The 12,892-nt window shown below is 64.9% G+C and carries 10 protein-coding genes and 1 pseudogene; 3 read left to right on the plus strand and 8 right to left on the minus strand.

The features are described 5' to 3' along the window. Positions 1 to 339: 339 nt before the first annotated feature. From ACZ1HC_RS01660 to ACZ1HC_RS01675, 4 genes and pseudogenes are all read right to left on the minus strand, one after another. Positions 340 to 1,666, minus strand: a pseudogene (locus tag ACZ1HC_RS01660) (sigma-54-dependent transcriptional regulator). Positions 1,667 to 1,688: 22 nt separating this feature from the next. After that, the gene (locus tag ACZ1HC_RS01665) at positions 1,689 to 3,374 is read right to left on the minus strand and encodes a sensor histidine kinase (RefSeq protein WP_472700753.1); all 1,686 of its coding nucleotides are present in this window, start codon (positions 3,372 to 3,374) and stop codon (positions 1,689 to 1,691) included. A gap of 168 nt (positions 3,375 to 3,542) precedes the next feature. Further along, positions 3,543 to 4,211 (minus strand): phosphoribosylformylglycinamidine synthase subunit PurQ, encoded by a 669-nt coding sequence (purQ, locus tag ACZ1HC_RS01670; protein ID WP_472698469.1) that lies wholly within the window; start codon positions 4,209 to 4,211, stop codon positions 3,543 to 3,545. 196 nt (positions 4,212 to 4,407) lie between these two features. After that, positions 4,408 to 5,619: an NADP-dependent isocitrate dehydrogenase gene (locus tag ACZ1HC_RS01675; RefSeq protein WP_472698470.1), complete on the minus strand. Its 1,212-nt coding sequence runs from the start codon at positions 5,617 to 5,619 to the stop codon at positions 4,408 to 4,410. Positions 5,620 to 5,850: 231 nt separating this feature from the next. On the opposite strand from ACZ1HC_RS01675, the gene ACZ1HC_RS01680 reads away from it, so the two are divergent. Next, entirely contained in the window at positions 5,851 to 6,996 is a 1,146-nt protein-coding gene (locus tag ACZ1HC_RS01680) for a Hint domain-containing protein (protein ID WP_472698471.1), read from the plus strand. A 51-nt stretch (positions 6,997 to 7,047) separates the two neighbouring features. On the opposite strand, the gene ACZ1HC_RS01685 is transcribed toward ACZ1HC_RS01680, so the two are convergent. Continuing rightward, positions 7,048 to 7,710 carry an alpha/beta hydrolase gene (locus tag ACZ1HC_RS01685; RefSeq protein ID WP_472698472.1) on the minus strand — a complete coding sequence of 221 codons (663 nt, stop codon included), beginning with the start codon at positions 7,708 to 7,710 and terminating at the stop codon, positions 7,048 to 7,050. A 165-nt stretch (positions 7,711 to 7,875) separates the two neighbouring features. Here ACZ1HC_RS01685 and iscR point away from each other — a divergent pair, with 165 nt between their 5' ends. Next, positions 7,876 to 8,334: a Fe-S cluster assembly transcriptional regulator IscR gene (iscR, locus tag ACZ1HC_RS01690; protein WP_472698473.1), complete on the plus strand. Its 459-nt coding sequence runs from the start codon at positions 7,876 to 7,878 to the stop codon at positions 8,332 to 8,334. Positions 8,335 to 8,671: 337 nt separating this feature from the next. Next, positions 8,672 to 9,496, plus strand: coding sequence for a hypothetical protein (locus tag ACZ1HC_RS01695; protein ID WP_472698474.1), 825 nt, complete (start codon positions 8,672 to 8,674; stop codon positions 9,494 to 9,496). Here ACZ1HC_RS01695 and lepA read toward each other — a convergent pair. From lepA to ACZ1HC_RS01710, 3 genes are read right to left on the minus strand one after another with little or no spacing between them, the layout of a single operon-like run. Then, the gene (gene lepA / locus ACZ1HC_RS01700; protein ID WP_472698475.1) at positions 9,471 to 11,267 is read right to left on the minus strand and encodes a translation elongation factor 4; all 1,797 of its coding nucleotides are present in this window, start codon (positions 11,265 to 11,267) and stop codon (positions 9,471 to 9,473) included. The genes ACZ1HC_RS01695 and lepA overlap by 26 nt on opposite strands. Positions 11,268 to 11,317: 50 nt before the next feature. Continuing rightward, positions 11,318 to 12,199, minus strand: a complete 882-nt coding sequence (locus ACZ1HC_RS01705; RefSeq protein ID WP_472698476.1) for a DMT family transporter — start codon at positions 12,197 to 12,199, stop codon at positions 11,318 to 11,320. After that, positions 12,192 to 12,890 carry an HAD family hydrolase gene (locus ACZ1HC_RS01710; protein WP_472698477.1) on the minus strand — a complete coding sequence of 233 codons (699 nt, stop codon included), beginning with the start codon at positions 12,888 to 12,890 and terminating at the stop codon, positions 12,192 to 12,194. The genes ACZ1HC_RS01705 and ACZ1HC_RS01710 overlap by 8 nt, the downstream gene beginning before the upstream one ends. Between the last annotated feature and the right edge of the window lie 2 nt (positions 12,891 to 12,892).

Consider the following 12,892-nt stretch of genomic DNA (forward strand, 5'->3'; position numbering starts at 1 on the left):
AGATCCGGCGTCCGACGGCAGATTCTTGCCGAAAGGGACAGGTTGAGCGCCCCGCGGCCCCCCGCTAGGGTGATCCGGCCGCCAACCAGCGGATCCTGCCAGAAAGGCCGGTTCCTGGTCGGGCGGCCTGACGAAACGGAACGGCAAGACGATGGTATGTGCGGCGGCGTGATCGGGCCGGAACGGAAAGATCGCGACCTTGGGTAAAGATGGACGTTTGCCGGCCAGACAGATCCCGTGCTGGATCGGTCGTCATCGGGCCGCGTGTATGTGGTAGTTCGTGTTGTGGAAGGCCCGGCAGCAGGCAGAGGGGGCGGAGAAATCCGCCCCCCTTCGCATTCACAGGTAATCGCCGCGCTGCAGGCCGTACTTGGCCATCTTCTCGTTCAGGGTCCGGCGCGGCAGGCACAGTTCCTCCATCACGCTGGCGATGCTGCCCTTGTGGCGGCGCATGGTGTTGTCGATCAGCATCTTCTCGAAGCTTTCGACATATTCCTTGAGCGGCTTGCCTTCCGTGGTGGTGGCCTGCTGGTTGTCCTCGCCATCGGCCATCAGCAGGGAGGCGATGGACCCCGACCCGCGCCGGTTCTGAAGCACCGCGCGTTCCGCCACGTTGATGAGCTGGCGGATATTGCCCGGCCAGGGCGCCTGGAGCAGCTGCGCCGCTTCCTGCGCGCTAACCTGAGGCGGCTCGCAGCCGTATTCCTCGGAGAACTGTTCGGTCATGCGGGTGAACAGCGACAGGATGTCCTCGCCCCGCGCCCGCAGGGGCGGCAGGGTGATCTTCAGCGCCGACAGCCGGTAGAACAGGTCGGGGCGCAGCGAGATCCTCGGCCTTGCGGCCTTCGCCCCGGGCATTGGAGATGGCGATGATGCGGGTTTCGGCCGGCGTGCCCTGGTCGCTGATGAAGGCCAGCAGACGCGCTTGCAGGGGCTCGGACAGCGCCTCGATGTCTTCGAGGCACAGCGTGCCGCCGCGCGCCTCCTCGACGGCGGGAAGGCCGTCGTCCAGCGGGCCGAACAGGCGGGCCGTCAGCGCGTCGTCGTTGTAGGCGGCGCAGGACACCGGGACGAACTTGCGCGCGGCGCGAGGCCCGACGGCGTGCAGCGCATGGGCCACCAGGGTCTTGCCGGTGCCGGTCTCGCCGTCGATCAGCACATGGCCGTCGGCCTGGCCCAGGTCCAGGATGTCCTCGCGCAGCCGCTCCATCACGGGGCTGCCTCCGATCAGCTTGGACATGACCTGCTGGCCTTCGGACAGGTCGCGCCGCAGGGCGCGGTTGTCCAGGGTCATGCGCCGCATCTGCGTGGCCTTCTTGGCCAGGCTGGTCATCTTGTCGGGGTTGAAGGGCTTTTCCATGAAGTCCATGGCGCCGATCCGCATCGCCTCGACCGCCATCGGCACGTCGCCGTGGCCGGTGATCAGGATCACCGGCAGCCCGGAATCCAGCCCCATCAGGCGCTTCAGGAAGGCGATGCCGTCCATGCCGGGCATCCGGATGTCGCTGACCACGATCCCGGGCCAGTCGGACCCGATGACCTTCAGCGCATCCTCGGCGCTGGCATAGGTTTCGGTGTCGAAACCCGACAGCACCAGCCACTGGCTGATGGATTCCCGCATGTCGGGCTCGTCATCGACAATCGCAACTTTCAGCTTGCGAGACATGGAGCTTTCCTCTCTCGATCATTCATTCGGCGGCCAGTGGCTGCGCGTCCTGCTTCTGCCTGAGCAGCGGCAGTTCGACGGCGAACACGGCGCCTTCCTCTTCATTGCGGGCAGTCAGGCGACCGCCGAAATCGGCCACGATGCTGGACGAGATGGCAAGGCCCAGTCCCGTCCCCTCGCCCGGCTTCTTGGTGGTCCAGAACGGCTCGAACAGCTTTTCCAGATCGGAAATGCCCGGGCCGTTGTCGCGCACCAGCACATGGGCATGGGTGCCGGTCTCGACGGTGATCTCGATCCGCGGGTCGCGGCGGTCACGCACCGCGTCCACGGCGTTGCGCAGCAGGTTGATGATGACCTGCTCCAGCCGGATGCGGTCGGCCATCACCCGGACCGGGCGGCGCGGCAGGTTGCGGGTGACGCGGATGGTGCGGCCGCGCAACTGCGGCTCCATCATCGACAGGGCGCTGCTGACGGCGGCGCGCAGATCCACCGGCTCGACCGCCTCGCCGCCCTTGCGGGCATAGGATTTCAGCTGCCGGGTGATCGCGCCCATGCGTTCGATCAGGTCGTCGATCCGCTGGAAGCTGGACAGCGCCTCCTCGGACCGGCCGCGCTGCAGCAGCAGCCGCGCCCCGGCCAGATAGGTCTTCATCGCAGCCAGGGGCTGGTTCAGTTCGTGGCTGACGCCGGCCGACATCTCGCCTAGGGCGGCCAGCTTCGAGGACTGCTGCACGGTCTGTTCGGCCACGCGCAGTTCCTTCTGCATCCGCTCGCGCTCGGCGATCTCGCGGGTCAGGCGCATGTTCAGGGCGCGCAGATCCGCCGATTCGCGCATATAGGCGACCGACTGGCTGCGCGCCCGGCGCGACAGCACGTAGAAGGTCCCCGCCAGCAGGATCGCAAAGCCCATGATCTCGAGCGCGAGGACCGCGTTCACCTGTTCACGGACCGAGGCATAGGTGGTGAAGCTGATCATCCGCCAGCCGCGAAAGGGGATGCGCGCCTCGGCCTGCATGACGGCGCGGCCCTGGACATAGGCATCGATCGGCAAGGCGGTCCAGTCGGCGGTGACCTGGAACGCCCGCTGGATGGCCGAGGGCGCATCGCGCACCGCAAGCGCCTCGGGCATGGTCAGGCCGCGCCAGCGGGGCTCGGTCGCCAGGATGATCCTGCCCTCGCTGTCGGTGACGGCCACCGCGTCCGAGATGCCGGCCCAGGACCGTTCCAGCCGCGACAGGTCGGCGCCGACGACGATCACGCCCAGCGTCTCGCCATCGGCCACGACGGCGCGAGAATAAGTGAACTCGTAGCCCCCGCTGCCCTGGTTGGCGACAGTAAAGACCGTCTCGCGCGACCGCAGCGCCTCGACATAGAAGGGCGACAGGACATTGTTCGTGCCCAGCCGATAGCGGTCGGTCGCCCCGACCGTGCGCCCCGAGGCGTCCAGAAGCCGGATCGAGGCTGCGCCGATTTCCTTCTGCGCGGCGATGAGGCGGGCCGAGGTGGTCGAGAAATCGTTGCTGTTCAGCGACCCGATCAGCGCCGGATCGCGCGCCAGCAGCAGCGGCACCACCGCCGTCCGTTGCAGTTCGGACAGCAGGTTGCCGGTATAAAGCGCCAGGCGAAGTTCGGACCGGACGCGGGTGTTTTCGGAAAAGCGCGTGGTCAGCCAGGCATTGGTCGTCCAGATCGACACGATCGCCAGCATGAAGATCAGCGCCACGGCGATCCGCAGCCACCAGGGGTTGCCGGGTTGGGACAGCCGCGGCCGCACACGCTCTGACGCGCTGACGCTGTCCTTGTCCTCGATCACCGTTAACGCCTGGTCCTGTTGCACAACTGCCGCACTCTAGGCCCAGATGCCGCCGGGCTCAAGTCAGGCGTTGACGCCCTGGCCAACAAGAAAGCGGAACAGCGCCGCCCCGTCGGTGCCGCCCAGGGCCGGATCGGCCGCCCGTTCGGGATGGGGCATCATGCCCAGGACGCGGCGGTTCTCGGACAGGATCCCGGCGATGTCGCCCACCGAGCCGTTGATCCCGGGGCCGTAGGTGAAGGCGATGCGGTCGGCGTCCTGCAGCCGCGCCAGCCCGTCGGGGCTGATCTGGTAGTTGCCGTCGTGATGGGCCACGGGAATGGTGATCCGCTGGCCCTTCCGGTAGCCGCCGGTAAAGGCGCTGTCGGCGGTCGCGACGTTCAGGACCGCGGGCCTGCACAGGAAGGTCAGGCCAGTGTTGCGCATCAGCGCGCCGGGCAGCAGGCCCAGTTCGGTCAGGACTTGGAAGCCGTTGCAGATCCCCAGCACATAGCCGCCGCGTTCCGCATGGCGGCGCAGCGCGCCGGCGATCGGCGACTGCGCGGCGATGGCGCCGCAGCGCAGATAGTCGCCGAACGAGAAGCCGCCCGGCACGGCCACCAGATCCGTCCCCTCGGGCAGATCCCGGTCCTTGTGCCAGACGCGCGCCACGCGCGCCCCGGCGTTTTCCAGAGCCACCGCCAGGTCGCGGTCGCAGTTCGATCCGGGAAAGGTGATGACGGCGGCTTTCATGGGGCTGCTCCTGCTGGGATGGCCTGTCCGATAGCGCAACTTGGCCGCCGAAGAAAGGGGGCGTGGCCCCCGTCCCTGCGGGACTCCCCCAGGATATTGTCGCACAGAAGATGCGGCCTGCCCCTCTTCTGTGCTTCAAATATCCCCCCGGAGGCAAGAAAAGGGCCGGGCAGATGCCCGGCCCGCTTCCCCTGGATCAGCTCAGCGCCCTGTTCAGGTATTCATCCACCTTCTCGAGATAGCCCATCGTGGTCAGCCATTTCTGGTCGGGTCCGACCAGCAGCGCCAGATCCTTGGTCATGTGCCCGTCCTCGACCGCCTGGACCGTGACCCTTTCCAGCGTTTCCGCGAAGTTCAGCAGCGCCGCGTTGTCGTCCAGCTTGGCGCGATGCTTCAGCCCGCCAGTCCAGGCAAAGATCGACGCGATCGAGTTGGTCGAGGTCTGGTTGCCCTTCTGGTGTTCGCGGTAGTGGCGCGTCACGGTTCCGTGGGCCGCCTCGGCCTCGACCGTCTTTCCGTCGGGCGTCATCAGCACGCTGGTCATCAGCCCCAGCGACCCGAAGCCCTGCGCGACGGTATCGGACTGCACGTCGCCGTCATAGTTCTTGCAGGCCCAGACATAGCCGCCAGACCATTTCAGGTTCGACGCCACCATGTCGTCGATCAGGCGGTGCTCATAGGTGATCCCGGCCTTCTTGAACTGGTCGGCGAACTCGGTGTCGAAGACCTCCTGGAACAGATCCTTGAAGCGGCCGTCATAGGCCTTCAGGATGGTGTTCTTGGTGGACAGATAGACCGGATAGCCGCGCTGCAGGCCGTAGTTCATCGAGGCGCGGGCGAAATCGCGGATCGAGTCGTCCAGGTTGTACATGGCCATCGCCACCCCCGACGACGGGGCCTGGAAGACCTCGTGCTCGATCGTCTCGCCGTCGTCGCCCACGAACCTGATCGTCAGCTTGCCCTTGCCCGGAAAACGGAAATCCGTGGCCTTGTACTGGTCGCCGAAGGCGTGGCGGCCGACGATCACCGGTTTGGTCCAGTGCGGAACCAGCCGGGGCACGTTCCGGCAGATGATCGGCTCGCGGAAGATCACGCCGCCCAGGATGTTGCGGATGGTGCCGTTGGGCGATTTCCACATCTTCTTCAGGCCGAACTCCTCGACCCGCTGTTCGTCGGGGGTGATGGTGGCGCATTTGACGCCCACCCCATACTGCTTGATGGCGTTGGCGGCGTCGATGGTGACCTGATCCTCGGTCCGGTCGCGCTCTTCGATGCCCAGGTCGTAGTATTTCAGATCGACGTCCAGATAGGGCAGGATCAGCTTCTGCTTGATGAAGTCCCAGATGATCCGGGTCATCTCGTCGCCGTCGAGTTCGACGACGGGGTTGGCTACCTTGATCTTCGACATGGGCATTCCCTCTGGCGTTGGATTCGGCTGCCGCTATAGCCGGGAAAGCCTGCGATGAAAAGAATGTATGCAGCGGTATGCCGTAGGGCCGCGCCGCCGCGCGAGTGTGGCAGAAAGACGACAGCCGCCGCATTCCGGGGGTTTTATGAAAATCCGCCGCGAAAGCCGGATGAAATTTCAACCTCAGGATGATAAAGCCTCCTGCAGAAGTTCCGAGTATCGGGTGTTTCCATGGCGAAAGTCACGTGGATGTGGCTGGGCAATCAGGCGCAGATCAATGCCACCAGCGGCACGCCTTCGACCGACGGGGAAGCCGACCGGATGGTGGGATACGGCGCCGTCGGGACCGCGCAGATCAAGGCGGTGACGCTGGTCGGGGACACCCGCACCATCACCGTCGACGGCAAGCGGGTCGAGGCTTTCGCGACGACCTACAACGAGGACAGCTGGGGCCGCGACGTCCCTGATTCCCGGATGACCTATCTGGGCCCGCAATCGGGCCAGCCGGTCAGCACCCCGATCACCGGCTTTCTGTCGGTCCGCTATCAGCTGACCTTCCCGGACGGCAGCGGCTCGCAACAGGACGGCGTGCTGATCCAGATGAAGAACGGCGACATGTTCTTCCGGCCGTCCAAGGATGCCCTGCCCGAATGGGAAAACATCGACTCCCTGCGCGCGGTCAGGATCCTGTCGGCCGATCCGCTTGACCGCAATACCTATGTCGCGACGATCTCGTTCCGCCCGACGATCTTCGACCTGCCGATCAGCTGCTTCACCAGCGGGACGATGATCCGCACCGCCCAGGGGGACCGGCCGGTGGAACAGATCCGGGTGGGCGATCTGGTCGTTACCCGGGACAACGGCCTGCAGCCGGTCCGCTGGGCCGGCACCCGGCATGTCACCGCCGCCGAGATCGCGGCCAATCCCGGCCTTGCCCCGGTCCGCATCGCCCGGGACGCCCTTGGGCCGAACCAGCCGGAACGGGATCTTCTGGTATCGCAGCAGCACCGCGTCCTGGTCCGGTCGGCCATCGCCACCCGGATGTTCGGGGCGCAGGAACTGCTGATCGCCGCCAAGCATCTGACCGGGATCGAGGGCATCGACATCCTGCCTGAAGCCCCGGGCGTGACCTATGTCCACCTGATGTTTGCCGCGCACGAAATCCTGGCCTCGAACGGGGCCGAGACCGAGTCGCTCTATCCCGGACCCCAGGCGCTTCTGTCGCTGGGCGAGGCTGCGGACGAAATCTTCGCCCTGTTTCCCGAACTGCGAGAGGGGGTGGCAGGATTTCCTGCCGCGCGGCCCTTCATCGCGGGCAGGAAGGCCCGGCAACTGGCCTCTCGCCACGCGGTCCGGCAGATGCCGCTGACCGACTGAGCGTCCGCGCCGGCTGCCCGGGGGCAGCGGCCGGTCCCTCAGGGGCGCGCCCTAGCGGGTGGTTTCGGTCAGGCGGCGGCGGACATAGGCCTGCACAAGGTCGATCATCGGCTTCATGTGCTGTTCGTCGTCGCGGAAGAAGTGGTCGGCGCCCTCGATCTCTTCGTGGGTGATGGTGATGCCCTTCTGCTCGCGCAGCTTGCCGACAAGGGCGTGGGTGTCCTTGGGCATGGCCACGCGGTCGGCGGTGCCGTTGATGATCAGGCCAGAGGACGGACAGGGCGCCAGGAAGCTGAAGTCGTACATGTTGGCGGGCGGGGCCACGCTGATGAAGCCGGTGATCTCGGGGCGGCGCATCAGCAGCTGCATCCCGATCCAGGCGCCGAAGCTGAAGCCCGCGACCCAGCAATGCTTGCTGTTGGGGTTCATCGCCTGCAGATAGTCCAGCGCCGCCGCCGCGTCAGACAGCTCGCCGATGCCCTGGTCGAATTCGCCCTGGCTGCGCCCCACCCCGCGGAAGTTGAACCGCATGACGGTGAAGCCCAGCTTGTGGAAGGCGTAGTGCAGGTTATAGACGACGCGGTTGTTCATCGTCCCGCCATACTGGGGATGGGGGTGCAGGACGATGGCAAGGGGGGCGTCGGGCTTGCCCGGCTGGGGATGATAGCGGCCTTCAAGCCGTCCTTCTGGACCGGGGAAAATCAGCTCTGGCATCGGCTTCCTTCGAGGTGACGGGTGGTTTCTTGACGCATCTGCGTGGCGCTTCTAGACCGCTATCTGGGATGCCGGCCGGGATTGCGCAAGAAACGCGCCCGGGCGGCATAGCGCGGCAGTGCGCGCGTCGTCAATCCGACCCGTCCGCAACAGGGGAGCCAGCCGATGAAACTGTCCACCAAGGGGCGCTACGCGATCATCGCGCTGGTCGATCTGGCCACCGCCAGGGGGGACCAGTTGACCTCGCTGGCCGAGATTTCGGCCCGCCAGGACATCTCTCTGCCCTATCTGGAGCAGCTTTTCGTCCGCCTGCGCCGCGCCGGGCTGGTCGCCTCGGTCCGGGGGCCGGGCGGCGGCTATCGCCTGGCCCGAGCGGCCGAGACCATCCGCATCTCCGAGATCCTCGAGGCCGTGGACGAGACGGTGAGCGCCATGCATATCGGCGCGGGCGCGTCGGGCGGCATATCGGGGTCGCGGGCGCAGACGCTGTCGAACCGGCTGTGGGAAAGCCTGTCGGCGCATGTCTATGTCTTCCTGCACAACCATTCGCTGGCCGACGTGGCGCGCAACCAGCTGCTGCCCTGCCCCGCCCTGCCGCGCATCCTCAGCGTGGTGGACGACTGAACCGAAGATCGGTGACCGATCGGCACCGGCCTGTCTGCTGCCAACGTCTGCCAAGCCCCTGCTGACGATTTCCCCTAGGCAGGCGGCGGGTTCCTGCGCTGCCACGGGGGCAGGATGGGGCTTCTGGCAGCGTCGGTTCCACGCGCGGCACAGCCGCAGTGACGAGGATTGGGCGACGCATGAATGATAAGTCTGGTTTGATCCCACAAAGTACAGACTGGGAGATGGACGCTATCGGTGATCACGTAGCGTATGCATCTTTAACAAGAACCAGCGCGTACATGAACAAAGCCTGTGCTTGCTGATCGGCATTGCTTAGGTACGAACTTGAAAACCAATGGAGATTATTGTGTCTGCCGCTATTTCGTTATTAGAGAACTTACCATCTAATCTCCGCGCTTCGCAACAAGTCTCGCTTACCACAGCAATCTTTGCACATTATGCGGCAGGAATTGCGCACAAAGATGCAAACGACCTTATGCTCCAAGAGCATGAAAAATCCAATAGCACTGGTGAACTCAACATTAGCCATGATTCAAGATTCAGAATATTCTCCTATGTTTGGTCAATTGTTGATAATTTAGATCTTCTTTATCAGACGATTAAGGCAGATAAGCTAATTCTAAAGCCATCTCTTGGCGATAAAGAACTTGAAGATACTTTCAAAATTGCGCGAAGATTACGCAACTACAAATCTCACCTAGATGCAAATCTTAGAAATATATCCTCCTATTCGCAGTATGCGCCTGTTCTCGGTGTGATTAGATGTTTTATAGTTGATCCACGCGAAGACCATTCCCACGGTGGCAACATATATATACTATACGCGGAACCACCAAGGTTTCAAGACGACTTAGGCAAACCTCTAAAAGCCACTACATTTTACAACATGACGGGAGCGAAAGGCATTACTGGCTTACGCCAATTTTCATTTTCCCTTCAAACGCACAAGGAGGTAATAAATGTTACGCACGCATTGCTCTTGAGCGAAAAATTCTTCAAAGTGATATCGGAAACATGGGAAAATACCATGGAGGAAACCAAGAAGAATCGCGCTCATCTCTTGTCAGACCCACAAAATCCGTATGCCTTTAAGATCAAAGCACTTAATGATGATGACATAAAAAGATCATCAATCACTCCATCTTCAACGCCTGAATGAACGCCGTCTGAGGGATTTCCACCTTGCCGAACTGGCGCATCTTCTTCTTCCCGGCCTTCTGCTTCTCCAGCAGCTTCTTCTTGCGCGTGGCGTCGCCGCCATAGCACTTGGCCGTCACGTCCTTGCGCATGGCCGACAGCGTCTCGCGCGCGATGACGCGGGCGCCGATGGCGGCCTGGATCGGGATCTTGAACATGTGCCGGGGGATCAGCTCCTTCAGCTTTTCGACCATCACCCGGCCTCTCGCCTCGGCGCGGTCGCGGTGGACCATGATGGACAGGGCGTCCACGGGCTCGTCGTTGACCAGGATCGACATCTTGACCAGGAAATCCTCGCGGTATTCCGACAGCTGGTAATCGAAGCTGGCATAGCCCTTGGTCACGGATTTCAGCCGGTCGTAGAAATCGAACACCACCTCGGCCAGGGGCAGGTCATAGACGACCATCGCGCGGTTGCCCGCATAGGTCAGGTCCAGCTGGATTCCGCGGCGGTCCTGGCACAGCTTCAGCACGTCGCCCAGGTATTCGTCGGGGACCATGATCGTGGCCTTGATGCGCGGCTCCTCGATGTGGTCCACGTGGGTCAGGTCGGGCATGTCGGCGGGGTTGTGCAGGTCGCGCACCTCGCCGTCGCGCATGTGCAGCTTGAAGACCACGCTGGGCGCAGTGGTGATCAGGTCCAGGTCGTATTCGCGTTCCAGCCGGTCGCGGATCACCTCGAGGTGCAGCAGGCCCAGGAAGCCGCAGCGGAAGCCGAAGCCCAGCGCGGCCGAGGTCTCCATCTCGTAGCTGAACGAGGCGTCGTTCAGGGCCAGCTTCTCGATGGCGTCGCGCAGCGCCTCGAAGTCGTTGGCGTCCACGGGGAACAGCCCGCAGAACACCACAGGCTGGGCGGGCTTGAAGCCCGGCAAGGCCTCGGTCGCGCCCTTTTTCTCATGCGTGATGGTGTCGCCCACGCGGGTGTCGCGGACCTGCTTGATCGAGGCAGTGAAGACTCCGATCTCGCCCGGGCCCAGTTCGGGAATGTCCACCATCTGCGGGGTCAGCACGGCCAACTTGTCGATGCCGTAGACCGCGCCGGTCTGCATCATCCTGACCCGGTCGCCCTTGCGGATCACCCCGTCCATGACGCGGATCATCACCACGACGCCCAGGTAGGAATCGTACCAGCTGTCCACCAGCATCGCCTTCAGCGGCGCGTCGCGGTCGCCCTTGGGCGCGGGCAGGCGGGTGACGATGGCCTCGAGCACGTCGGGGATGCCGAGGCCGGTCTTGGCGCTGATGGGGATGGCGTCCGAGGCGTCGATGCCGATCACCTCCTCGATGTTTTCCTTGACGCGCTCGGGTTCGGCGGCGGGAAGGTCGATCTTGTTCAGGACCGGCACGATCTCGTGGCCCGCGTCGATGGCCTGATAGACGTTGGCCAGCGTCTGCGCCTCGACCCCCTGGGAGGCGTCCACGACCAGCAGGCTGCCTTCGACCGCGCGCATGGACCGGCTCACCTCGTAGGCGAAGTCCACATGGCCCGGCGTGTCGATCAGGTTCAGCACATAGGTCCTGCCGTCCTTCGCCGGATAGCTGATGCGGACGGTGTTGGCCTTGATGGTGATGCCGCGTTCCCGTTCGATGTCCATGCTGTCCAGAAGCTGGGCCTTCATGTCGCGTTCGGCGACGGTGCCCGTCATCTGGATCAGCCGGTCGGCCAGGGTGGATTTGCCGTGGTCGATATGGGCCACGATCGAGAAGTTGCGGATCAGGGAAAGCTCGGTCATGGCCGGGCTATACAAGGGCTTTGGCCTTGCGGGAAGGGGGATCTGCAGCCCTAGCCCGGGGCCAGCCGCGCCCGCCGCAGCCGCGCCTCGCGCCACATCGCATAGATGCCGGCGCCCGCGATCAGCGCGGCCCCGGCCAGCGTCAGCGCGTCGGGCCGTTCGCGGAAGACCGTCACGGCCAGGATCAGCGCGAACAGCAGCCGGGTGTATCGGAACGGCGCGATGACGGCGATTTCCGCGATGCGGGTCGCGACGACCATGGTGATGTAGCCCAGAAGCCCGAAGCACAGGGTCGCGGCGATCAGCGCCCCTTGGCCCCAGCTCGGCACGATCGGCTGCTGGCCGCCCAGGACCATCAGGACCAGCCCCGCCAGTCCCATCGCGCCAAAGGCCCCCGCCGACAGCAGGCCCGAGCCCACCTCGGGCGGCAGGCGGCGGGTCACCAGGTCGCGCACGGCCAGCGTCATCACCGCGACGATCGCCAGAAGCGAACTGGTCTCGAAGGCGGCGGTGCCGGGCTTCACGATCAGCAGCACGCCCGCAAAGCCCAGCGCGATCGACAGCCAGCGGCGCCAGCCCACCTGTTCGCCCAGAAACAGCGCCGCGCCCAGCGTCATCAGCAGGGGCTGGGCCTGCAGGATGGCCGAGGCGACGGACAGATCGCCCCTGGCCAGCGCGGTGACGAAGGTGATGGCGCACAGCCCCTCGCACAGGTTGCGCAGGGCGACGGCGGGCCGCAGCAGGTTCCGCAGGCGCAGCCCCTCGGGGCCGAGGGCGATCCACAGCCCGAAGACGGCCATTCCGGCAAAGCCGATCAGCGCCAGCAGCTGCCCGGTGGGAATGGTGCCCGACAGGCCCTTCAGCAGCGCGTCCTCGCAGGCGAAGGCGGCCATCGCCAGGACCATCAGCAGGGCCGCGCGCAGGTTATGCATCGCCGGCCTCCAGCCGCGCGATCAGGGCGGGAAGTGCCGTGATGCTGTCCAGGCGATGGGCGCGGGGGTGATCCGGGGCCTGCGCGTGTTCGACGGCCCAGGTCAGGGCGTGGGGAATGAATACGCCGTGGCCGCCCAGCGCCACGACCGGCAGCACGTCGCTTTTCATGGAATTGCCCGCCATGACGAAGCCCTGCGGCGCAACCCTGGCGCGCCACAGCACCCGGGCATAGGCTTCGGGCGACTTGTCGGCCAGGATCTCGATGGCGTCGAAGCGGTCCGCCAGGCCGGATGCGGCGATCTTGCGTTCCTGGTCGATCAGGTCGCCCTTGGTGACAAGGATCAGCCTGCGGCCCGCCAGCGCGTCCAGGGCCTGGGGCACGCCGGGCAGCAGATCGACCGGGTGGGACAGCATGTCCTGGCCCAGTTCCAGGATCCGGCCGATGGCGCGGCCGTCGATGCGCCCGTCGGTCAGTTCGATCGCGGTCTGCACCATCGACAGCATGAAGCCCTTGATGCCGAAGCCATAGCGGGCCAGGTTCGCGCGCTCCACGTCCAGAAGGCGGCCGGCGATGTCGGCGCCCTGCGCGTGCTCGCCCAGAAGCGCGGCGAACTCGGCCTCGGTCACGCGGAAGAAGGTCTCGTTCTCCCACAGGGTGTCGTCGGCATCCAGCCCGATCGCCTCGATCATCG

This window comes from Paracoccus sp. BR5-17 (genome assembly GCF_055693925.1).

Bases quoted from the DNA above. Each gene is read 5' to 3' on its own strand.
- ACZ1HC_RS01665 (WP_472700753.1), bottom strand. From the start codon at position 3,374: ATGCTGGCGATCGTGTCGATCTGGACGACCAATGCCTGGCTGACCACG.
- purQ (WP_472698469.1), bottom strand. From the start codon at position 4,211: ATGAAAGCCGCCGTCATCACCTTTCCCGGATCGAACTGCGACCGCGAC.
- ACZ1HC_RS01675 (WP_472698470.1), bottom strand. From the start codon at position 5,619: ATGTCGAAGATCAAGGTAGCCAACCCCGTCGTCGAACTCGACGGCGAC.
- ACZ1HC_RS01680 (WP_472698471.1), top strand. From the start codon at position 5,851: ATGGCGAAAGTCACGTGGATGTGGCTGGGCAATCAGGCGCAGATCAAT.
- ACZ1HC_RS01685 (WP_472698472.1), bottom strand. From the start codon at position 7,710: ATGCCAGAGCTGATTTTCCCCGGTCCAGAAGGACGGCTTGAAGGCCGC.
- iscR (WP_472698473.1), top strand. From the start codon at position 7,876: ATGAAACTGTCCACCAAGGGGCGCTACGCGATCATCGCGCTGGTCGAT.
- ACZ1HC_RS01695 (WP_472698474.1), top strand. From the start codon at position 8,672: ATGGAGATTATTGTGTCTGCCGCTATTTCGTTATTAGAGAACTTACCA.
- lepA (WP_472698475.1), bottom strand. From the start codon at position 11,267: ATGACCGAGCTTTCCCTGATCCGCAACTTCTCGATCGTGGCCCATATC.
- ACZ1HC_RS01705 (WP_472698476.1), bottom strand. From the start codon at position 12,199: ATGCATAACCTGCGCGCGGCCCTGCTGATGGTCCTGGCGATGGCCGCC.
- ACZ1HC_RS01710 (WP_472698477.1), bottom strand. From the start codon at position 12,890: ATGATCGAGGCGATCGGGCTGGATGCCGACGACACCCTGTGGGAGAAC.